This is a genomic window from Streptomyces sp. NPDC001544, from assembly GCF_042894285.1.
In the GTDB taxonomy this organism is placed as follows: Bacteria; Actinomycetota; Actinomycetes; order Streptomycetales; family Streptomycetaceae; genus Streptomyces.
The window spans coordinates 20084-40787 of the sequence record NZ_JBIAVN010000005.1; the positions used below are offsets into that span (position 1 = coordinate 20084).

The following is a 20704-nucleotide window of genomic DNA, read 5'->3' on the forward strand; positions in this document are numbered from 1 at the left end:
GGCCCATCGGAGTCAGCCGAGTCCGAGGATGCTCAGGGTCTGCTGAGCCATCCTCGACTCGCCGAGGGCGTTGGGGTGGACGGGGACGATGCTGGTGCCGAACAGGAGCGGTTCGATCCACCGGGTGCCGAGCGGCTTGCAGGCGTCGTGGCCTTCGGACGCCCGGGAGAAGTCCACGAAGGTGGCACCGGTCTCCTCGGCCGCTCGCTCGACGACGGCGTTGAGGTGCGCCTGGATGCCGCGCAGGTAGGGCACGTCGCCGAAGGCGACCGGCAGCTTGGCGTAGCAGGAGGGGTCGGCGTCGGCGGGCACGATCCACGGGTAACCCAGTACCGCCACACGGGCGTTCGGCGCCTTGGCCCGGACGTTGCGCAGTGCGGTCCGCAGCGCGGGATAGGTGTCCTCGTCGATCTGCTCGTCGAACGAGCTGCCGTGCTGGTCCTTGCAGGGGCTGCCCTGTCCGCCGCTGAGGACCCCCGCAGAACCGCAGGCGAGCACGGCGTTGATGAAGGTGCCGTTGTCGTTTCCACCGATCGTCAGTGTCACCAGGTCGGTGTCCGGCCCGACGGCGTCGAGCTGCGGCGGTACTCCGGGGTACTGGGCCCCGGTGAAGTCCTTGGTCTGCGCGGCACCGCAACTGACGTCCGTCAGGGCGGCGCCGGTCCGGGCGGCGATGACGTGCGGGTAGTTCGCCGTGGAGCGCAGGCACAGCAGATTGGTGAGGTCCACCGGCAGAACGCCGGAACCGGCGCTGTAGCTGTCGCCGAGGGCGGCGTACTCCAGAGGTGCGGCTGCGTGTGCGGCGGGGCCCGCGAGACTGAGTGCGACGGCACCCACGGCCGCTATTGTCGCGGTCATGACATTACGAAGGGGATGCATCGGCGTGTGCTCTCTTCTCGGAAACGGACGCGGCTGGTGCGGGCACGGCGATACCCGAAGGGCGTGCCGACGGGCGTGCTGGTGGCGAGAGTTCAGCGGTTCGAGCAGGGAAAGTGCCGACGGCCGTGCCGTGGGGACAGAGCGCGCACGCCGACGACCGCGGAGAACGGTGCGCGGGGTGACCGCACGGTCCTACCGATTCGTAATGTGCGGCCGGCGGGACACCGCGTCAACGCTGCCGACGGCACTTCTTCGATGCCGCACGTGAGGAGTGACGGGGCTACGCGCCCCTTCGCGGGGTAATCGAGGTTCACGGAAAGGCAAAGTCCGCAGTACGAGAAGGAGAAGTCATGCCGGGCGTGCTGGAGCGCATCAAGGAATTCGCCAGGAGCCCCCAGGGGCGGCGGACGGCCGAGCAGGTACGCCGTGCGGCGGCCGACCCCCGGCGACGGGCCCAGGCCCAGCGGCTGCTGGGCAAACTGCGGAGCCGTGGCTGACGCAGGCCACGGCCGGCGCGGAACGAGAACGGGCCGGTCTCCGGCGGGACGATTCCCGCGGAGACCGGCCCGACGTCCGGCGGACGGCCCTACGACCCGAGCAGCCCTTCGCGCAGTCGGGCCAACGTGCGGGAGAGCAGGCGGGAGACGTGCATCTGGGAGCAGCCGAGGCGGGCGCCGATCTCGGCCTGGGTCAGTTCCTCGACGAAGCGCCAGTGCAGTATCTGCCGCTCGCGCTCGCTCAGCGCGGCGATGAGCGGAGCCAGCGAGTTGAAGTCCTCCACGAGCCCCAGCGTCGCGTCCTCCGCGCCGATGAAGTCGGCCAGCACGCTCTCGCCGTCCTCGCTGCTGTTGATCGCGGCGTCCAGGGAGGAGGCGCTGTACCCGTTCGAGGCCAGCCGGGCCTCGATCACCTCGTCCTCCGTGAGGCTCATCAGCTCCGCCAGCTCCTTGGCGGTGGGCGTACGGCCCATGCGGCTGCGCAGTTCCTCGGTGGCCTTCGCCAACTGCACCCGGGCCTCCTGCAGCCGCCGGGGCACGTGCACGGCCCAGGAGGTGTCGCGGAAGAACCGCTTGATCTCGCCGACGATGTAGGGCACGGCGAAGGAGGTGAACTCCACCTCGCGGGACAGCTCGAACCGGTCGATCGCCTTGATCAGTCCGATCATGCCGACCTGGACGATGTCCTCCATCTCCTCCGGCCCGCGGCTGCGGAACCGGCCCGCCGCGTAGCGGACGAGGGACATGTTCATCTCGATCAGCGTGTTGCGCACGTGCTGGTACTCGCGCGTGCCCTCCTCGAGGACCGCCAGCCGGTCGAAGAAGAGCCGGGAGAGCTCACGGGCGTCCTTGGGCGCCACGGCCGACGGATCGGCGACCTCCGGCACCTCGACCACTGTCTGCCGACCGGTGTTCCTGACCGTCGCGGCCGTCATCATGCCCCTCCCCATGCCGAAGTGTCCGACGTGTGTGCGTACTGCCAATGAGCCGCGGCTACCCGGACCCGCACCGGATATGCACCGGATTTTAGACTCGTGCCATGTCCAAGCCCGAGATCGACCTGGTGACCGCCGATTTCTTCGCCGCCTTCGACAACCGGGGCGGCCGGACGGCCGACGTGGCCCGGATACGCCGGCTGATGCTGCCGACCGGTGTGATCGTCAAGACCGGCCCGGAATTCGCGGTGTACACCGTCGACGAGTTCATCGAGCCTCGCCGGCGTCTGCTGGCCGAGGGCCGTCTGGCCGAGTTCCGCGAGTGGGAGACGTCCGAGGAGACGAGGATCGCGGGCGACGTCGCCTCGCGGTTCAGTACGTACCGCAAGTCCGGACGGCTGGACGGTGCGGCGTTCGAGGGTGGGGGCACCAAGTCCCTGCAGCTCGTCCGCACCTCGGCGGGCTGGCGGATCTCGGCGGTCGCCTGGTACGACCATCCGTGAGCCCTGTGCTGGGCCCTCGGGTTTGACGTGGTCGATCGCGTCAACGCGGAGGGTATGGGCCAGTCGACACGAGAGATCGAACGCAAGTACGCGGCACCGGCTGCGGACGACATGTCGTGGCTGTCCGCCCTGGCTGGTGTGAACAGCGCCGCGTCGCTGATCGACCGCGGAATCCAGGACCTGGACGCCGTCTACTACGACACCACCGACCTGCGGCTTGCCCGCAGCTCGGCGACACTGCGGCACAGGACGGGCGGCACGGACGCCGGGTGGCATCTCAAGCTGCCCCTGGCCGGTGACAGCCGCGAGGAGATCCGCTGTCCGCCGGCCGACGAGGTGCCGGAGGAACTGCGCGAGCTGGTGCTGTCCCGGACGCGCGGCGCGCCGCTGCGTCCGGTGGTACGGATCCGCACCACCCGTTCCGTGCGTGAGCTCGCCGACGCCGAGGGCGGCGTGCTGGCCGAGATCTGCATGGACACCGTCCGAGCCGACTCCCTCATCGAGGGGGGCGGGCACGCCGTGTGGACGGAGATGGAGGTGGAGCTCTCCGAGGGCGGCGACCCCGCTCTCCTGGACGACGTGGAGAAGGTGCTGCGCGAGAACGGCGTGGACCGTGCGTCCGCGCCGTCCAAGCTCGCCCGCGCACTGACCGAGACGGCGCCGGCGGGGTACACCGATCGGGAGCCGCGCACGGAGGCCGTCCGCGGTTCGGCCGGCGAGCACGTGTCCAGGTATCTGGTTGCGCAGGTGCGGGCACTGGTGGATCTGGACCCGGCGGTGCGTCGTGGCACGCCCGACTCGGTGCACCGGATGCGCGTCGCGTGCCGCCGGCTGCGCGCCGCTCTGCGCGTCCACCGCTCCGTCCTGGACCGCGAGACGGTCGACCCGCTCCGCGGGGAGCTGCGGTGGCTGGCCGGTGAGCTGGGTGCGGAGCGCGACCACGAGGTGCTGGCCGAGCGCCTGGACACGGGCGTCCGGGAGCTGCCCGACGAGCTCGTCCTCGGTCCGGTCGCCGCGCGGCTGCGGGCCTGGGACGTGGCGGGAGCGGACACGGCCCGCCATCGGACCCTCGACGCACTGGCCTCGGCACGTTACCTCGCGCTGCTGGAGCGGCTCGGTGAGCTGAGCGACCGTCCGCCGCTGCGCGCCAAGGCCGCCCGCAAACCGAAGAAGATGATGGCCAAGGCGCTTGTGAAGGAGTTCGAGCGACTGCGGCAGCGGATGGACCGCGCTCTGGCGCTCCCTGCCGGGCCGGACCGCGACGCCGCCCTGCACCAGGCCCGCAAGGCCGCGAAGCGGTTGCGCTACGCCGCCGAGACGGCCGGCCCCGCCCTCGGCAAGCCGGCCCGGCGTCTCGGCAGGCGCGTCAAGGCCGTGCAGAAGGTGTGCGGCGATCACCACGACAGCGCCGTGGCCCGGGACGCGCTGCGCCGGCTGGCCGTCGCGGCCCACGCGGCGGGCGAGCCCGGTTTCACCTGGGGACTGCTGCACGGTCAGGAGCGGGCCACAGCGCATGCGCGGGAGCAGGAGCTGCCGGAGATCTGGCGCCGAGCCTCCAAAGCGCGCCTGCGCAAGGCACTGCGCTGACCGGACGCACCCTGGGAACCGGGACCACAGGGCGCCCGGACCAGCCGAGCCTCGCAAACACGCCCACGCAAGGCACTGCGCCCACCGGACGCACCCTGGGAACCGGGACCACAGGGCGCCCGGGCCGAGCCGGGCCACGCGAACGCGCCCACGCAAGGCACTGCGCCCACCGGACACGCCCTGAGAACCAGGACCACAGGGCGCCCGGACCGAACCGGGCCACGCCAACACGCCCACGCAAGGCACTGCGCCCACCGGACACGCCCTGAGAACCGGGGTCACGAGGCGCCCGGGCCGGGCCGGGCCACTCGAACACGTCCCCGCAAGGCACTGCGCCCACCGGAGGCGGTCCGGAGCCGACGCCGGCGGCCCCGGACCGGGCGCCCTCGGACGTGTTCCCGCCCACGACACAGCGGCCCCGAACGCCGCCCGGCCCATCGGCCCGAAACCGGACGCGCGCCCCGAAAGCGCCCCAGGCAAGGCACAGCAGTGACCGTCGGCGCCCCCTGAGGGCCGGAGCGCCGATGCCCGAGCCGAAGCCGACCCGCGACCCGCCCCGGGGCCACCGCCCCCGAGGCCGAGGGCGAGCCTCGGACCCGTGTGCCGCGCGAGGTGCAGCAGTGGCCGGATGCCATCGGACGGCCCAGGTCACTGGTGCCGGGGGCGGGGGCGGGGAAGCTGGTCGCGTGCGCTCTGCCAGCGTGACCGGGTGTGCTGGACCACGTTGTCCCACTCCCGGCGGATCTCGTTCTGCGACGGTCTGGCCCCCTGCCGGATGCGGGCGAGCTCGTCGCGGACCTCCCGTCCCGCCGCCGCCGACGCCACGATGACGAGCATGGCCCCGAAGAGCGCCGAGATCATGGCGAAGACGGCGCCGACGGTTCCGTACCGCGCGGCGTAGGTGTTGAACAGGTGCGGCAGGTAGACGGAGGTCCCCAGCGAATACACGGCGATCAGCACCGCCGCGACGGCGGCGAAGGACAGCAGGGCCCTGCCGCCGATCCGCTTCGCCGAGAGGATCCAGCCGCTCCAGACGAGGAAGCCGGCGGTCACCGGCACCTCGCACACCGCGGCCGCCAGACCGAGCCGACCGCCGGACAGGGCCGCGTAGATCCACCCGCTGACCGCCATGTAGCCGCTGACGGACAGGAGCCACCCCAGGCCGTTGCGCGTGTTGCGCACACCGAGCGGCCTGAGCTCCCAGGCCTGCTCGAACAGCCGCTGTGCCGCGCGCGCGAAGCTGAGAGCGGAGATGACCAGGAACACGGCCCCGATGGCGCCGATGCTCTGGGACTCGCCCCCGGCCGGGGAGAAAAGATCCCGTACCGCTTCGGCGCCGTCACCGGTGAGGCCGTACCACCCGATGATCCCGTCCGCGATGTCCTGGCCCAGGGCGTTGCCGAAGACGGCGCCGACGAGGATCCCGAGCGGGATCAGGGCGGTCAGGGCGCTGGAGGCCAGGGCCATCGAACGATCGAACCCGACGATCCGCTGGAAGCGGTAGACCACGCGCAGAAGGAAAGCGGGGCGCAGCCAGAACGTCAGCGTTCTGATGACGCGTTCACGGTCGATCACGGCCGGTTCGCCCTCCGTCGGCACGCCGGGCGCCTGGTCGGAAACCGATCGTAACGGACAGTCAGGAAGCGGCGCGGGACGACACGAGCACATGATCCGCGCGGGCTGTGATCAGACGCCGACGAGCAGCTCCGGCAAGCCGCAGTACCTGCGCCATGGCCCGAATCCGACGTGGCGGCTGGGCCTGCTCCCCCGGACCGGCTCCAGCCGCTGACTCACCATGAGGGTTCCCATGGGCCTCTACCCGGAGATCGAGCCGTACGACAGCGGCATGCTCGACGTCGGTGACGGCAAGCGCGTCCACTGGGAGGTCTGCGGGAACCCGCACGGCAAGCCCGCGCTCATGCTGCACGGCGGCCCGGGCTCCGGGTGCGACGCGGCGTTCAGACGGTACTGCGACCCGGCGGCCTACCGCATCGTGCTCCTGGACCAGCGCGGTTGCGGGCGGTCCACTCCCCATGCCGGCGCGTACGACACCGACATGAGCGTCAACACGACGGCCCATCTCCTCGCCGACCTGGAGCTGCTCCGCCGGCACCTGGGAATCGAGCGGTGGCTGGTGTGGGGCGTGTCATGGGGGTCCGTCCTCGGGTTGCGGTACGCGCAGACGCATCCGTGGGCCGTGTCCGAACTCATCCTCGCGGCGGTCGGCACCGGATCGAACGCCGAGGTCGCCCTGCTGACCAGAGGGCTCGGCCGGATCTTTCCCGAGGCGTTCGAGAGGTTTCTGGCCGAGCTGCCGGAGGGGGAACGCGACGGCAACCTCGCGGCCGCGTACAACCGGCTGATCGAGTCCTCCGACCCGGTGGTGCGGGCCCGCGCGGCGCGGTCCTGGACGGACTGGGAGACGGCGACGATCCCGGCGCCGCCGCGCTCGGTCGCGCGCTTCGCGGGCCCCCTGTTCCGCACGGGCTTCGCGCGGACCGTCACCCACTACTGGGGCAACGACCACTTCCTCGGCGCGGGCAACCACGAAGGGGTGGTCCTCAGGGACGCCCACCTCCTCGGGGGCATCCCCAGCACCCTGGTCCAGGGCAGCCTCGACTTCGGCAACCTGCTCGGCACCGTGTGGCGCCTCCATCACGCGTGGCCCGGCAGCGAGTTGGTCGTGGTGGACGAGGTCGGGCACACGATGGGCGCACCAGGTGTGGTGGACGCCCTGGTGGCGGCGACGGACCGGTACGCCCGCCGGCGGCCCGCCCCCGGTCGGTAAGCCCTGCGCCACCCCAGCCCGCTGTTCATCATCATGAACCCACATCACGTGCAGGTCTATTGACGCGCGCATGACGTCTCCCTAACGTCTCCGGAAAGCGCTTTCTGCCCGGAGTAACGGGGCATCCGGCCGCAGGACGCGTTCACGCACTCGAACAGACCCATGTTGCCGCACACAACCTGGAGACGAACGATGCACCTCAGACCAGTCATCGCGTCCGTCGGCCTGCTGGCCGGCACCCTCACAGCGCTGTCCGGCACCACCGCGCAGGCCGCGTCAGCGCGTTACGAGGCCGAGAGCTCACCGTCCGTCTGCACCGGCACCGTCGACTCCGACTGGGCCGGATACTCCGGCAGTGGATTCTGCAACGGGACCAACGCGACCGGTGCCTACGCGCAGTTCACCGTGAACGCCGCCACCGCCGGCACGGCGGCCCTGAACGTCCGCTTCGCCAACGGTGCCACCGCCGCGCGCCCCGTCGACCTCGTCGTCAACGGATCCACCGTGCAGAGCCCGTCCTTCGAGGCCACGGGCGCCTGGTCGACCTGGGCCACCAAGACCCTGACCGTGTCACTCAAGGCGGGCAGCAACACCATCCGCCTGAACCCGACGGCCTCGGGCGGCCTGCCCAACATCGACTACCTCGACGTGGAGACGAGCGGCGCCACGACCCCGCCGACGAGCGGCGCGCTGTACGTGGCGCCGAACGGTACCGACGGCGCGGCCGGGACGCAGTCCGCGCCGACCACCCTCACTTCGGCGATCAGCCGGGTCGCGCCCGGTGGGACGATCTACCTGCGCGGCGGCACGTACAACTACTCCTCGACGGTCACCGTCCCGGCCGGCACCGACGGCACCTCCGGCGCCCGCACCACCCTGTCCGCCTACCCTGGCGAGATTCCGGTGCTGAACTTCTCGGCCCAGAGCGAGAGTCCCGCCCACCGCGGGCTCCAGCTGATGGCCTCGTACTGGCACGTCTACGGCCTCACCGTCGAGCACGCCGGTGACAACGGGATCTACGTCGGCGGCAGCAACAACGTCATCGAGCGCACGGTGACGGCGTACAACCGCGACACGGGACTGCAGCTCGGCCGGATCGCCTCCAGCACTCCGAGCAGCCAGTGGCCGTCCGACAACCTGATCCTGAGCTCCGAGTCCCATGACAACGCCGACTCCGACGGCGAGGACGCCGACGGCTTCGCGGCCAAGCTCACCACCGGCACCGGGAACGTCTTCCGCTACGACGTCTCCCACAACAACATCGACGACGGCTGGGACCTCTTCACCAAGAAGGACACGGGTGCGATCGGCCCGGTGACGATCGAGTACTCCCTCTCCTACAACAACGGCACCCTCACCGACGGCACCGTGAACAAGAACGGCGACCGCAACGGATACAAGCTCGGCGGCGACGACATCGCGGTCGACCACGTCGTCCAGCACAGCATCGCCTACCACAACGGTCATCACGGGTTCACCTACAACAGCAACCCGGGGAGGATCACCGTCTCGAACAACGTGGGCATCGACAACGCCCAGCGCAACTTCTCGTTCGACGCGGGCACTTCGGTGTTCCGGAACAACACCTCGTGCCGGTTCGGTGTCAGCGGGTCCAACGACAAGACCATCGGCGACGCCGACAGTTCGAACCAGTTCTGGACCGGCTCGAACGGCTCCCGGTGCTCCTCCTACGGCGGTGCCCTCGGCTGGTCCTTCGCCGCGGACGGCCACCTGGTGGTGACCTTCGGCGGCACTCCGGTGACGCCGTAGCCCGCGGGCGGCCCGCCCTGGAGACCCGGGCGGGCCGCCGGGGAAGGCGGCGGCAGCGTCTCCGACACCGTGGTGGCCGCCGCGCCGGCGGATTGCCGCGCGGCCCGCCTGGTCCGGGGCGCCCGCTGGTGCGACGCTGGATGGAGAGGTGTCCGAGGGGGAAAGCCGGGAGGGCCGATGGGACGCGACGTCCCGGCGCTGGTCTTCACCCGAGAGGACCGCCGCCGGTACCGGGCCAAGATGCAGGAGTGCCTCGACGCGTTCGCGCAGATGCTGCGCGAGTCACGGTTCGAGTCCGAGCGGCCCCAGGTGGGCCTGGAGATCGAGCTGAACCTGGTCGACGACCGGGCGGAACCGGCGATGCGCAACGTCGACGTGCTCGAGGCGATCGCGGATCCCGCCTGGGCCACCGAGCTGGGCCGGTTCAATCTGGAGATCAACATCCCGCCCCGTCGGCTGACGGCGGGCGGGCCCGACGCCTGGGAGTCCGAGATCCGCGCCGCGCTGAACCTCGCGGAGCAACGCGCCCGGTCGGTGGGCGCCCGGCTGATCATGATCGGCATCCTTCCCACCCTCAGACACGAGGACATGGGCGAGGCCGCCCTGTCGGAGAACCCGCGTTACCGGCTGCTCAACGACCAGATCTTCGCGGCCCGGGGCGAGGACCTGCTGATCGAGGTGGACGGCGTCGACCGGCTGCGGACCTACGCGGACACGATCACCCCCGAGGCCGCGTGCACCAGCACCCAGTTCCACCTCCAGGTCTCCCCCGAGGAGTTCGCGGACTACTGGAACGCGGCCCAGGCGATCGCCGGCATCCAGGTGGCGCTGGCGGCCAACGCACCGTTCCTGTTCGGCAAGGAGCTGTGGCACGAGACCCGCATCCCGCTGTTCGAACAGGCCACCGACACCCGTCCGCAGGAGATCAAGGTGCAGGGGGTACGGCCCCGGGTCTGGTTCGGCGAGCGGTGGATCAACAGCGTCTTCGACCTCTTCGAGGAGAACGTGCGGTACTTCCCCGCGTTGCTGCCCCTGTGCGAGGAGGAGGACCCCGGCGAGACGCTGGACCGCGGCGACGTCCCCGAACTGGCCGAGCTGACGCTGCACAACGGCACCATCTACCGCTGGAACCGTCCCGTCTACGCCATCGCCCACGACAAGCCGCACCTGAGGGTGGAGAACCGTGTGCTTCCCGCCGGCCCGACCGTCGCCGACACCCTCGCCAACGGCGCCTTCTACTTCGGGCTCACCCGCGCGCTGGTGGAGGAGGAACGGCCGGTGTGGTCGCGGATGTCGTTCGCGGCCGCCGAGGACAACCTGCACGCGGCGGCGCGGCACGGCATCGAGGCCCGGCTGTACTGGCCCGGGATGGGCGAGGTGCCGGCGTCCGAGCTCGTCCTGCGGCGTCTGCTGCCGCTGGCGCACCGCGGACTGATGCGCTCCGGCATGGACGAGGCGTGGCGGGAGCCACTGCTCGGGATCATCGAGCAGCGGTGTGTCAACGTCCGCAACGGGGCGGTCTGGCAGAAGGAGATGTTCCACCGGATCGACGCCGCCACCCACACCGGCCGCCATGAGGCCCTGCGGCGGATGACCCGGCAGTACATCGACTACATGCATCTCAACGCGCCTGCCCACACCTGGCCGGTCGACTGAACAGCGGCCTGCCCACGGCCCGAATCACCGGGCTCGGCGCCGAGTCGTCCGTGACCGTCGAGCAGGCCTCGTACCCGTGCGCCCGATGTACCGCTGCCCGTCGCAGTGCGCACCCGTGAGAACCTGGCTTGCGGCCCGTCGGGTACCCGACGTCCGAACACGACCAGGAGGAGGCCGCCATGAACGTCGGGGACGACGCGCCCCAGACCCCCGTTCCACCCGCCACCCTCGCGGACACCCCGTCCGCGACGGTCTCCCGGCGGCTGCGGATGATCACGATCATCGCCACCTTAGGCGGACTTCGCCTGGGAGGAACGGGCCCGCGGGCCCGCCCCCACCCCGGGCGGCTCCCGGCTCAGGGCAGCGGGGTGCCGCCGGTGGCGTTGAGGATCTCCGCGGTGATGTAGCTCGCCTGGGGGGAGGCGAGATAGACGTACGCCGGAGCGAGTTCGGCCGGCTGTGCCGGGCGGCCCAGCGGGCTCTGCTTGCCGAACTCGGCCGTCTCGGGCATCGTCGCGGGGATCAGGGGCGTCCACACCGGGCCGGGAGCGACCGCGTTCACACGGATCCCGCGATCCGCGAGCTGCTGGGCCAGTCCCTGGGTGAAGGTGGCGATCGCGCCCTTCGTCGTCGCGTAGTCCAGCAGATGCGGGCTCGGCTTGTACGCCTGCACCGACGTGGTGTTGATGATGCTGCCGCCCTTCGGGATGTGCGGCAGGGCGAACTTCGTCAGCCAGAACATCCCGTAGAGGTTGGTCCGCAGGACCCGGTCGAACTGCTCGGTGGAGATCGCCTCGATGCCGTCCGGCTGGGACATCTGGTAGGCGGCGTTGTTCACCAGGACGTCGATGCGTCCGAACTCGGCGACCGCCCGCTCGATGAGCGCCCGGCAGTTGCCCTCCTCACGGATGTCGCAGGAGACGGCGACCGCCTTGCGGCCCGCGTCCTCGACCAGACGGGACGTCTCACGGGCCTCGTCCTCCTCCTGTTCGAGGTAGGTGAACAGCACGTCGGCGCCCTCACGCGCGAAGGCGAGCGCCACGGCACGTCCGATACCGGAGTCCCCGCCCGTGATGAGGGTCTTCCGCCCCTCCAGACGACCCGAGCCGCGGTAGGACTCCTCGCCGTGGTCCGGCGGCGGGTCCATCGGCCCGGTCCAGCCGGGGTGCGGCTGATCCTGGGAGGGGAAGTCGGGGCGGGGGTGCTGTGTGGTCGGATCCTGCTGGGCGTTGTGCTCATCCGTCACGGCGGCCTCCTGTCTCTCGGGCGGTCGGGACAGGCGACCGGGTTCCCGGATCGCGTCCGCCGAAAGCCCCGGGCAGGATTTCTCAGTGCTTCTTTCCCTGCTTGGCCGTGCCCGGCGTCTTGGGCTTCCTGGGCTTCTTGCGGTTCGGCGGCGGCTTGTGCTTCCCGGACTTCTCTCGCGCGTCGGCCACCGTCGTCGTGGTCGTCACCGTCCCTCGGTCGTGGCCCGCCTTCGCGATCAGGACCGTGGTGGGCGCCGCCGGAGCGGTGCCGGGCGTTTCCGTCGGCGGCTGCACGGCCGGGGTCCCCGGGACCGGTGGTGGCGTCCGGTCCGCCGGTGCCGAGGGGGTGTGCGACGGCTCGGTGGCGGGAGCGGTCGGTGTGCGGCCGCCCGGGCCCGAGGCGGTGGTGCTGCCCGAGCCCGCCAGGTCACCGATCGATCCCGTCAGGGTGACGCCGAGCAGCGCGGCCAGGGCGGCCCCGGCCGTCGCCAGGTGCCGTCCACCGCGTCGCCGGGCGGCGGGTACCTGCCGCGGGGCCGCCATCGTCCCCGTCGGCTCGGGGCCGGCGGCGAAGGCGGGGACATCCATGGTGCCCGCCCGGACACCGCGGTACGTACCCGCCGGGAGGACGGCGCCGAGCCCGCCCGGCCCCGGCCGCAGGGCGGCCAGCGCTTCGGCGCACGCCTCGGCGCCGGGGCGCTCGTTCTCGTCGAGAGCGGTCATGGCCTGCAGCAGACGGGAGAGATCACGGTCGACGCAGGCCGGCACGACCGGGGTGCGGTGCAGTCGGGCGATCGCCGCCTCCAGCGGGGCACCGTCGTACTCCAGCCGTCCTTTGAGGCACTCCAGCAGGGTCAGCCCCAGGGCGTAGACGTCCGCGGCGGGCCCCACCTCGCGGCCCATGACCTGCTCCGGAGCCAGATACGCCGCGGTGCCGACCAGCGCTCCCGTGGCGGTGTGCGCGGTGGCGTCGATCAGCCGTGAGATGCCGAAGTCGGTCAGATGGGGGGTGCCCGCCTCGTCCATGAGGATGTTCGACGGTTTGACGTCGCGGTGCACCACCCCGGCGGCGTGCACATGGGCGAGGGCTTCGGCCACGGCCGCGCCGACGGCGCACACTTCGGCCCGGGGCAGCACCCCCGCAACCGTGCGGGCGCGCAGCGTCGGGCCCTTGAGCAGCTGCATGACCAGGAAGGGACGGCCCCTGTCCCGTCCGTAGTCGTGGACGGTGACGAGCCCCGGGTGCTGCAGCCGGGCCAGCAGCAGGGCCTCGTCGGCGAAACGTTCCTCCGTCTGTGTGTCGCTGCCCACTCGGAACACCTTCACCGCCACGGGCCGCCTCAACTGCAGATCGAAGCCCTCGTGGACGTCGGCGGCGCCGCCGCGGCCGAGCAGGGCGTCCACGCGGTAACGACCGGCCAGCACCGCGCCCCGTAGGGGCGATTCGGGCCCCGCGGACCATCGGCGTACTGGCATGTGATCTCTCCTGACGGACGGTTGTGTTCTCCGGCCGGTGAATCCGGACGGAGACGTCCGCGTTCCCGGGACGGGCGACGTTATCCCTGGCGGGCGTCGCGCTGTCGCGGGCCGTCGAACTCACGCGAGACCACCTCGACGCGACCGGTGGCGTGGTCGAGGCGCACGGTGTCCAGTGCCAGGGTCTCCAACTGGGCGATCGACTCGGCGTGCGTGACGGTGTTCAGCGCGAGCATCCCCACCTTGGGGGCGTCGTCGCCGAGCACCACTTCATCGGCGAGCAGGGTCTCCATCAGCCGCTGCGCGGAGGCCGACGGGAGCTGCTCGTCGACCGCGATGTGCAGCATCAGGTGTTCCACGCCGGTGGCGGTCCACCGCGCCTGCGACACCCAGGCCGTGCGGACGGCGGGGAAGTCACGCACCCGGCGGGCCAGCGCGTCCCGGAGGGCCACCGCCACGGGGTGCGTGGACCAGGTGAGCCGCAGCTCCTCGCCGGCGGCTCGCCGACCGCGCCCGCGCAGGGTCCGGTACAGCAGTGGTACCGGTACGCCGGCCCAGCCCAGGTCGGAGTGGAGCACCAGGGACGTGACGCCGGTCTGCTCGATGATGTCCAGCAGGCGCACCACATCGCAGTGGATCGCCGCGCCGGCCTGCGGCAGCCGCCGCGCACAACACTCCTCGCCGGTGTAGCCGGGCAGGGCGGGGGCGCCGTCCTCGCCGCGGAAGAACAGCACCGAGCCGTTCTCCCGGACGGGGACGAACACTCCGTGGTCGACCAGCGCGGCGAGCAACTGGTCCGCCTCGGTCCCGGCGGCCTCACGGTCGAGTATGTCGGCGAGCGCCGCGTTGACAGTCACGGCCGCAGCATAGGGCAGGCGTTCCTCGCGCGTTGCGTCGCGTCGGCCGACCGGCTTGCCCTTACCGTGCTTCAGAGATGACCGGTAGTCAGAAACGGAGGGGAGGCGGGAGGCACCGTGGCCGATACGGGCGGGCGAACGGCCGGGCGGGGCCGCGGGCGCCGGGCGGATCGTACGGTGCTGGGCAGCCGCCCGGCGCACTCCGTGCGGCTACCGCCGCGTTCGCGCTCCGACCCGGCGCTCCTCTCGCCGGCCGAGCGGACGGTGCCGTCCCTGCGGGTCGCCGCGGCCTACGCCTGGCGGCTCATCGTCGTCGGCATCGTCGTCTACGGTGTCTTCACCGTCCTCGGCCGCTTCCAGCTCATCGCCGTGTCCCTGTTCCTCGCGCTCGTGGTCACCTCGGTGCTGCGGCCCCTCGCCGACCTGCTGAACCGGGCGCTCCCCCGGCCGCTGAGCGTCGCCGTCGCCGTCGTCGGCAGCATGCTGCTGCTGTTCGCGCTGCTCGCCCTCGTCGGCAACGCGGTGGCGGGCGAGTCGACGAAACTGGCGGGTGAGTTCCGCGGCGGCGTCCACCGGATCGAACTGTGGCTGCGGCGACCGCCGTTCCGGATCAGCCCCGGCAAGCTGACGGATCTGCAGGGCCAGGTGGTGGACTACGTCAACTCACACCGGTCGAGACTGCTCAGCAGCGCCGTCAGCGGGCTCGGCCGGATCGTCGAAGTGGTCACCGCAGGGGTGCTCGCGCTCTTCTCCTCCCTCTTCTTCATCCACTCCGGCGAGAACCTGTGGGCCTGGGCCCGGGACCAGTTCCTGCCCAGTGGTGCCCGGCCGCGGTGGGACCTGGCGGGACACGCGGCCTGGCGGACGTTCGCCGGATACACCCGCGGCATCATCATCGTGGCCGCCACCAACGCCGTGCTCGTCGGTGTCGTCCTGTTCGTCCTGCGGGTGCCCCTCGCGCTGCCGCTGACCCTGCTGGAGTTCTTCGCCACGTTCGTGCCGCTGGTGGGCTCACCGATCGCGCTGGGCGTGGCCACGGTGGTCGCCCTGGCCGGGCGTGGTCCGCTCACGGCCGCCGCCGTGCTGGTGCTCATCGTCGTCATCGGGCAGTTGGAGGGCCATGTACTGCATCCGCTGGTGCTGAGCTGGGCGGTCAGCCTGCACCCGCTCGTCGTCGCCGTGTCGGTCATCGCGGGCAGCATCGTCGCCGGTGTGATCGGCGCCGTCGTCGCCGTCCCGTTCGTCTCGGTCGTCTGGTCGGTGGTGCGCGCCCTGCGGACGGCTCCGCCGTGAGATCCGGATTGGAGCCGGACTTTTCGGACGGCCCGGAAGGGGCACGCGTGCGGGGTACGCAGTCGAGCCGAGGAACGGTGCCGCCATGGCAGAGTACGAACGTTCACGCACGATGCCCGCACAGCCCGAGCAGGTCTTCGACCGGGCCGCCGACGTCGACCGGCTCGACGCCTGGCTGCCGGACGCCCTGCATGTGCGGCCCGAGGACCCGCCCGCCGTCACCGTGCACGAGGACCGCTCGGACCAGGACACCTCGGCGCTGCTGCGCACCGAACGCGATCAGATGCGCATCGAGTGGGGCACCCGCGAGCAGGGCGGCTACGCCGGCTGGCTGCAGGTCGCCGGTATCGGCAGCGGAGCCAGTGAGGTCACCGTCCACCTGTCGTTCTTCGAGGACAGCCACGACCCGGGCGAGCGGGCGGCCCGCGACGCCCTGGACAACAGCCTGGAACGGCTGGAGCGGCAGGTGCGGGCCGGCTAACGGGTGCGGGCCACCAGGAGGGCGACGTCGTCGTGGTCGTCGGGGTGGCGCAGGCCGTAGAGCAGCAGGTCGCAGGTCTCCTCCAGGGGCCGGTGCGGTTCGTCGAGGAAACCGAGAAGCACGTTCAGGCGGTCGTCGATGGGGTGGTGACGGGTTTCGACGAGGCCGTCGGTGTAGAGGACCAGTAGGTCGCCGGGGTCCAGGTGCGTGGTCGTGGTCTCGAAGGAGATGCCGCCAACGCCGAGGGGGGCTCCGGCGGGCAGGTCGAGCAGGACGGCGGGCCGGCCGGGGCGGGCCAGCGCCGGAGGCATGTGTCCGGCGTTCGCCAGGCGGCACTGCCTCGTCCTGGGGTCGTACACGGCGTACAGACAGGTGACGATGTAGTGCTCCAGATCGCAGGTGATCTTGTCCAGGTGCTGGAGCACCGCGTCGGGGTCCAGGTCCAGGTCCGCGTAGGCGCAGGTGGCCGTACGCAGCCGTCCCATGGTGGCGGCCGCGTCGATGCCGTTGCCCATCACGTCGCCGACGACCAGCGCGGTCTTGTCGTCGGCCAGCGGGATCACGTCGTACCAGTCGCCGCCGACCTCGCTGGTGGCCTGGGCGGGCTGGTAGCGGGAGGCGAGTTCGAGTCCGGTGTGGTGCGGCGGGTGGTCGGGCAGCAGGCTGCGCTGGAGGGTGAGGGAGGTGTTGCGCACGCTCTGGAACCAGCGGGCGTTGTCGATGGCGACGGCGGCGCGGCTGGCGAGCTCGCCGGCCAGGACGACGTCGTCCTCGTCGAACGGGAGCGGGTTCAGGGTGCGTTTGAGGTCGAGGGCGCCGAGCACCTCGCCGTGGGCGACCAGCGGTACGGCGAGATAGGAGTGGACGCCGGCGCGGGCCAGGAGCGTGGCGGCCTCCGCGTCGCGTGCGATGCGCGGCAGATCCTTCTCTTCGACGTGCTTCACCATGACGGGCCGGCCGGTGTGCACGCACAGGGTGACCAGCCGGTCCCCGTCGTAGGCGGCCAGGTCCCCCGGAGGGTCCGCGGCGCGCAGGGCCACGGTGGGGTGGGACGCGCGGAGGGCGAGCGCGCGGAAGAGTTCCGGGCCGCCGGCCGGTTTGCGGGTGCGGCGGCAGGCCAGAGCCTCGTCCAGGACGTCCACGGCGACCACGTCGGCGAGGTCGGGGACGGCTATGTCGGCCAGTTCGTGGGCGGTCTCCTCGACCTCCAGTGTGGTGCCGACGCGGGTCGACGCGTCGGCGATGAGCGCCAGACGGCGCCGGGCCCGGTCGGCCTCGGTGGCGGCGCGGTGCCGCTCGGTGACGTCGACGACGGAGGCGGCCGCGCCCAGGGTCCGCCCGCCGGGGTCCTCCAGACGGTAGAAGGACAGGGACCAGGCGTGGTCCTGGTCGGGGTCGGTCGGGGGACGGCCCACGTGGTACTGGTCGAGCAGCGGGGTGCCGGTGGTGAGCACCTGGCGCAGCGCCGACTCGATCGTCCCCACGTCGGAGAAGGGCAGGGTCTCGCGCAGGCGGCGGCCGATGTGGTCCTCGGCGGGTATGCCGTCGATGCGTTCCAGTGCGGGGTTGACCAGGAGGTAGCGCAGTTCGGGGTCCAGCAGGGCCAGGCCGATCGGGGACTGCCTGATCAGCCGGTCGCACAGGGCCAGGTCGGTCTCGACGCGCTGCAGCACGGTGTGTTCGGCCGCGATGCCGAGGGCGAAGACGTCCCCCAGGTCGTTCAGCAGCCGCATGGTGCGGAACTCCATCAGGCGGCTGCCGCCGTCCTTGTGCCGGACGGGGAAGGCACCCGCCCAGCTGCGGCCGGTCTCCAGCACGTCCGCGAACAGGCTCAGTACGGACTTGAGGTGTTCGGGGCGGATCAGCAGCCGCGCGGCGTACTGCCCCAGCGCCTCGTCCGCGGCATAGCCGAACAGCTCCTGCGCCTGCGGGGTCCAGAAGACGATGTGCCCGTCGGTGTCCAGGACCACCGCGGCGACGCTCAGCATGTCCAGCAGCCCGGTGGGCCGGACGGCCTCGGGCTCGGACGTGTCACGGCCGGGCTGGGAGGACTGCGCTGTCATCCCGGTCCCTCCCTTCCGCGGGATCGGCGTCCGGCGGGGTTCAGGCACCGTCGGGCAGTTGTTGCTCCGTCCAGATGGTCTTGCCGTCGGACGTGTGGCGGGTGCCCCAGCGCTGGGCGATCTGGGCGACGAGGAACAGGCCCCGCCCTCCCTCGTCGGTGATGCGGGCGCCGCGCAGGTGCGGGGAGGTGTGGCTGGCGTCCGAGACCTCGCAGATCAGGGCGCTTTCGTGGATGAGCCGGAGACTGATCGGCCCGTACGCGTGCTTGATGGCGTTGGTGACCAGTTCGCTGACGATCAGCTCCGTGGTGAACGCGATCTCGTCCAGACCCCATAGGGCCAGCTGACGGACTGCGTTGTTCCGGGCCCCGTGCACCGCCGAGGGGTCCGCCGGGACGTCCCAGGAGACGACGCGGTCGGGGCTGAGCGCGTGGGTGCGTGCGATGAGGAAGGCGACGTCGTCGCGTGGGCGTTCCGGCAGCAGGGTGCGGACCATGGTGTCGCACAGTTCCTCGAGCGGCCGGTCGGGGTGGGCCAGGGTGAAGCACAGACGCTCCATGCCGACGTCGACGTCCCGGTCCGACGCCTCGATCAGCCCGTCGGTGTAGAGCGCGATGACGCTCCCCTCCTCCACCGCGATCTCGGCCGACTCGAACGGGAGGCCACCGAGTCCCAGGGGCGGGCCGGCGGGGATGTCGGGGAACTCCACCGGTTCCCTGAGGTGGGCGATCGCCGGACTGGGGTGCCCGGCGCGAGCCACCACGATGGTGCGGGCGACCGGGTCGTAGACGGCGTACACGCAGGTCGCCCCGATGACGAGCGGGCCCTGCGCGGCGGCCTCGGCCTCGTCGGACAGGCGGACGACCAGGTCGTCGACGTGGGTGAGCAGTTCGTCCGGGGGCAGGTCCAGATCGGCCAGGGTCTGGACGGCGGCGCGCAGCCGTCCCATGCTGGCCGCGGCGTGCAGCCCGTGACCGACCACGTCGCCCACGACCAGGGCGACCCGGGCCCCGGAGAGTGGGATGACGTCGAACCAGTCGCCGCCCACCCCGGCCTCGGTGTCGGCGGGAAGGTACCGGTAGGCGACCTCGACCGCGTTGTGCCGGGGCAGATCGGGTGGCAGCAGGCTGGTCTGCAGGGTGAGCGCGGCTTGGTGCTGCCTGGCGAAGCGCCGCGCGTTGTCGACGCAGACGGCGGCCCGCGCCACCAGTTCCTCGACGAGGAGCAGATCGTCCTCGTCGAACGGCTCGGGGTGCTTCCAGCGCAGCAGTGTCACCACGCCCATGGTGATGCCGCGGGCGCGCAGCGGGACGACCAGGTGTGTGTGCACGCCGAGCCGGATGAGTTTCGTCCAGCGCTGGGTGTCGTCGATGAGCCAGGGTGTCGTGGCGCTGACGAGTTCGCGGATGGGCTTGCCGGTGGCCAGGCAGCGTTTCTGCGGGGACCGGGCCGGATAGTGCGGGGCGGCGCCGACGTCCACGACCACTTCGGGGTGGTCCTCCTGGATCGACAGATGGGCGGCCCGGTGCAGCATCGCCTCGCCCGGCTGGCGTCCCCCGGGCGGGTCCGCCTCCGCCCGTACCTCGTCCAGGAGGTCGATCGCCACGAAGTCGGCGATCCGCGGCACCGCGACCTCCGCCAGCTCCTGCAGCGTCCGGTCGAGGTCCAGGGTGGTCCCGATGTGTTCGCTGGCCTCGTTGAGCAGGGTGAGCCGGTCGCGTGCCGAGTCCTGGCCGGTGGCGTGGAGAGCGACGAGGCAGATGCCGAGCGTCTGCCCCGCGGGGTCCCGCACCGGGAAGAAGGAACGCAGCCTGAAGTCCCGCTCCCGGCTCCGAGGGGGGATGCCGTGGCGGGGTGGCGCGTGGTCCAGGGTCACCTGGGGCTGTCCGGTGACGAGAGCGCGCCTGGCGTGACGGTTCACCACGGGCGTCGGTCCGCCGTGGTCGGACCCGCTGCCGGGCGGCTCCTGCTCGGCCGGCCGGTCCTCGTCCATGTCGGCCAGCGCCCGGTTGGACCATTTCCAGCGCAAGTCGGTGTCGAGTACGGCGATGCCCATGGGCGACCGCTGGAGCAGACCTCGCGCGACCGCCTCGAAGAACTCGAACTCCCTGCGTTCCCTGACGTCGCACGCGACGATCAGCCAGCCGTGGTGCCCGTCGGCGCCGAGGAGGGGGCAGGTCCGGACCGAGAGGTCGACGGCGTGACCGGCGCGGTGCCGGGCGGCGAGCACACCGGTCCAGCCGCGTTCCGTCCGGCGCAGGCCCGAGACGGCGGCGGAGAGGTCCCCGCCCGCGACGACGGACTCCGCGGGACGTCCGACCACGTCGCGGGCCCGGTAGCCGATCAGGCGCTCGGCTCCCGGGCTCCAGGAGACGATGAGCCGGTCGGCATCGGTGATCACCACGGCCGCGGACTCGATGTCGAACGGATCGGCCGGATCTGCACTGCCGAGAGCGCGGCTGACGCCCATATGCACGTCCCATCCAGGGCGGGTCCCCACGAGCCCATTGTCGCACCGAGGGTCGGGCCACGCCGCGCCGGTGCGCGTCGCGTCCGGTGGGCGCCCGGCCCGCGGCGAGGTGCCGCCGGGCTTCGGCGGTCCGGCTGCCGGGCGCCACCGGCGCGGTCGTCACGGCGTCCTCTCCCGGAGCCTTGTGCCCTCGCCGATGCCC

The 20704-nt window shown here is 71.8% G+C and carries 16 protein-coding genes; 8 read left to right on the forward strand and 8 right to left on the reverse strand.

Annotation, left to right across the window (positions count from 1 at the left end):
- Nucleotides 1–12 precede the first annotated feature (12 nt).
- Nucleotides 13–858 carry an SGNH/GDSL hydrolase family protein gene (locus ACFY0F_RS15145; RefSeq protein ID WP_388793268.1) on the reverse strand — a complete coding sequence of 282 codons (846 nt, stop codon included), beginning with the start codon at nucleotides 856–858 and terminating at the stop codon, nucleotides 13–15.
- Between the two features lie 371 nt (nucleotides 859–1229).
- Between ACFY0F_RS15145 and ACFY0F_RS15150 the strand changes: the two genes are divergently transcribed.
- Entirely contained in the window at nucleotides 1230–1376 is a 147-nt protein-coding gene (locus ACFY0F_RS15150; protein ID WP_388793270.1) for a hypothetical protein, read from the forward strand.
- An 89-nt stretch (nucleotides 1377–1465) separates the two neighbouring features.
- Here the strand turns inward: ACFY0F_RS15150 and ACFY0F_RS15155 are convergent, their stop codons facing one another.
- Nucleotides 1466–2311: an RNA polymerase sigma factor SigF gene (locus tag ACFY0F_RS15155; RefSeq protein ID WP_388794046.1), complete on the reverse strand. Its 846-nt coding sequence runs from the start codon at nucleotides 2309–2311 to the stop codon at nucleotides 1466–1468.
- A 104-nt stretch (nucleotides 2312–2415) separates the two neighbouring features.
- Here ACFY0F_RS15155 and ACFY0F_RS15160 point away from each other — a divergent pair, with 104 nt between their 5' ends.
- Complete coding sequence (locus ACFY0F_RS15160; RefSeq protein WP_388793272.1) at nucleotides 2416–2814, forward strand: DUF4440 domain-containing protein; 399 nt, start codon at nucleotides 2416–2418, stop codon at nucleotides 2812–2814.
- Between the two features lie 54 nt (nucleotides 2815–2868).
- Nucleotides 2869–4401, forward strand: coding sequence for a CHAD domain-containing protein (locus ACFY0F_RS15165; protein ID WP_388793274.1), 1533 nt, complete (start codon nucleotides 2869–2871; stop codon nucleotides 4399–4401).
- A gap of 648 nt (nucleotides 4402–5049) precedes the next feature.
- On the opposite strand, the gene ACFY0F_RS15170 is transcribed toward ACFY0F_RS15165, so the two are convergent.
- Nucleotides 5050–6000, reverse strand: coding sequence for a hypothetical protein (locus ACFY0F_RS15170; RefSeq protein ID WP_388793276.1), 951 nt, complete (start codon nucleotides 5998–6000; stop codon nucleotides 5050–5052).
- A gap of 208 nt (nucleotides 6001–6208) precedes the next feature.
- Between ACFY0F_RS15170 and pip the strand changes: the two genes are divergently transcribed.
- The 3 genes from pip (at nucleotide 6209) to ACFY0F_RS15185 (ending at nucleotide 10615) form a co-directional block, all read left to right on the forward strand.
- The gene (gene pip, locus ACFY0F_RS15175) at nucleotides 6209–7189 is read left to right on the forward strand and encodes a prolyl aminopeptidase (protein WP_388793278.1); all 981 of its coding nucleotides are present in this window, start codon (nucleotides 6209–6211) and stop codon (nucleotides 7187–7189) included.
- A 192-nt stretch (nucleotides 7190–7381) separates the two neighbouring features.
- Nucleotides 7382–8959: a carbohydrate-binding protein gene (locus ACFY0F_RS15180; RefSeq protein ID WP_388793280.1), complete on the forward strand. Its 1578-nt coding sequence runs from the start codon at nucleotides 7382–7384 to the stop codon at nucleotides 8957–8959.
- Nucleotides 8960–9136: 177 nt separating this feature from the next.
- Entirely contained in the window at nucleotides 9137–10615 is a 1479-nt protein-coding gene (locus ACFY0F_RS15185) for a glutamate--cysteine ligase (RefSeq protein ID WP_388793282.1), read from the forward strand.
- Between the two features lie 355 nt (nucleotides 10616–10970).
- Here ACFY0F_RS15185 and ACFY0F_RS15190 read toward each other — a convergent pair whose 3' ends face one another.
- The 3 genes from ACFY0F_RS15190 to ACFY0F_RS15200 form a co-directional block, all read right to left on the reverse strand.
- Nucleotides 10971–11861: an SDR family oxidoreductase gene (locus ACFY0F_RS15190; protein WP_388793284.1), complete on the reverse strand. Its 891-nt coding sequence runs from the start codon at nucleotides 11859–11861 to the stop codon at nucleotides 10971–10973.
- An 82-nt stretch (nucleotides 11862–11943) separates the two neighbouring features.
- The gene (locus ACFY0F_RS15195) at nucleotides 11944–13338 is read right to left on the reverse strand and encodes a protein kinase (protein WP_388793285.1); all 1395 of its coding nucleotides are present in this window, start codon (nucleotides 13336–13338) and stop codon (nucleotides 11944–11946) included.
- Between the two features lie 80 nt (nucleotides 13339–13418).
- Nucleotides 13419–14195, reverse strand: coding sequence for a hypothetical protein (locus tag ACFY0F_RS15200; RefSeq protein ID WP_388793287.1), 777 nt, complete (start codon nucleotides 14193–14195; stop codon nucleotides 13419–13421).
- 177 nt (nucleotides 14196–14372) lie between these two features.
- On the opposite strand from ACFY0F_RS15200, the gene ACFY0F_RS15205 reads away from it, so the two are divergent.
- Both ACFY0F_RS15205 and ACFY0F_RS15210 read left to right on the forward strand, forming a co-directional pair.
- Nucleotides 14373–15488, forward strand: a complete 1116-nt coding sequence (locus ACFY0F_RS15205) for an AI-2E family transporter (RefSeq protein ID WP_388793289.1) — start codon at nucleotides 14373–14375, stop codon at nucleotides 15486–15488.
- A gap of 85 nt (nucleotides 15489–15573) precedes the next feature.
- Complete coding sequence (locus tag ACFY0F_RS15210) at nucleotides 15574–15969, forward strand: SRPBCC family protein (protein ID WP_388793291.1); 396 nt, start codon at nucleotides 15574–15576, stop codon at nucleotides 15967–15969.
- Here the strand turns inward: ACFY0F_RS15210 and ACFY0F_RS15215 are convergent.
- Nucleotides 15966–18032: a SpoIIE family protein phosphatase gene (locus tag ACFY0F_RS15215; RefSeq protein WP_388793293.1), complete on the reverse strand. Its 2067-nt coding sequence runs from the start codon at nucleotides 18030–18032 to the stop codon at nucleotides 15966–15968. The two genes, ACFY0F_RS15210 and ACFY0F_RS15215, sit on opposite strands and share 4 nt — an antisense overlap.
- A 40-nt stretch (nucleotides 18033–18072) precedes the next feature.
- Nucleotides 18073–20502, reverse strand: a complete 2430-nt coding sequence (locus ACFY0F_RS15220; RefSeq protein WP_388793295.1) for a SpoIIE family protein phosphatase — start codon at nucleotides 20500–20502, stop codon at nucleotides 18073–18075.
- Between the last annotated feature and the right edge of the window lie 202 nt (nucleotides 20503–20704).

What these genes read in the sequence shown, in the direction of transcription:
- ACFY0F_RS15145 (WP_388793268.1), bottom strand. Translation starts at nt 858, where the DNA reads ATGACCGCGACAATAGCGGCCGTGGGTGCCGTCGCACTCAGTCTCGCG.
- ACFY0F_RS15150 (WP_388793270.1), top strand. Translation starts at nt 1,230, where the DNA reads ATGCCGGGCGTGCTGGAGCGCATCAAGGAATTCGCCAGGAGCCCCCAG.
- ACFY0F_RS15155 (WP_388794046.1), bottom strand. Translation starts at nt 2,311, where the DNA reads ATGACGGCCGCGACGGTCAGGAACACCGGTCGGCAGACAGTGGTCGAG.
- ACFY0F_RS15160 (WP_388793272.1), top strand. Translation starts at nt 2,416, where the DNA reads ATGTCCAAGCCCGAGATCGACCTGGTGACCGCCGATTTCTTCGCCGCC.
- ACFY0F_RS15165 (WP_388793274.1), top strand. Translation starts at nt 2,869, where the DNA reads ATGGGCCAGTCGACACGAGAGATCGAACGCAAGTACGCGGCACCGGCT.
- pip (WP_388793278.1), top strand. Translation starts at nt 6,209, where the DNA reads ATGGGCCTCTACCCGGAGATCGAGCCGTACGACAGCGGCATGCTCGAC.
- ACFY0F_RS15180 (WP_388793280.1), top strand. Translation starts at nt 7,382, where the DNA reads ATGCACCTCAGACCAGTCATCGCGTCCGTCGGCCTGCTGGCCGGCACC.
- ACFY0F_RS15185 (WP_388793282.1), top strand. Translation starts at nt 9,137, where the DNA reads ATGGGACGCGACGTCCCGGCGCTGGTCTTCACCCGAGAGGACCGCCGC.
- ACFY0F_RS15195 (WP_388793285.1), bottom strand. Translation starts at nt 13,338, where the DNA reads ATGCCAGTACGCCGATGGTCCGCGGGGCCCGAATCGCCCCTACGGGGC.
- ACFY0F_RS15210 (WP_388793291.1), top strand. Translation starts at nt 15,574, where the DNA reads ATGGCAGAGTACGAACGTTCACGCACGATGCCCGCACAGCCCGAGCAG.
- ACFY0F_RS15215 (WP_388793293.1), bottom strand. Translation starts at nt 18,032, where the DNA reads ATGACAGCGCAGTCCTCCCAGCCCGGCCGTGACACGTCCGAGCCCGAG.
- ACFY0F_RS15220 (WP_388793295.1), bottom strand. Translation starts at nt 20,502, where the DNA reads ATGGGCGTCAGCCGCGCTCTCGGCAGTGCAGATCCGGCCGATCCGTTC.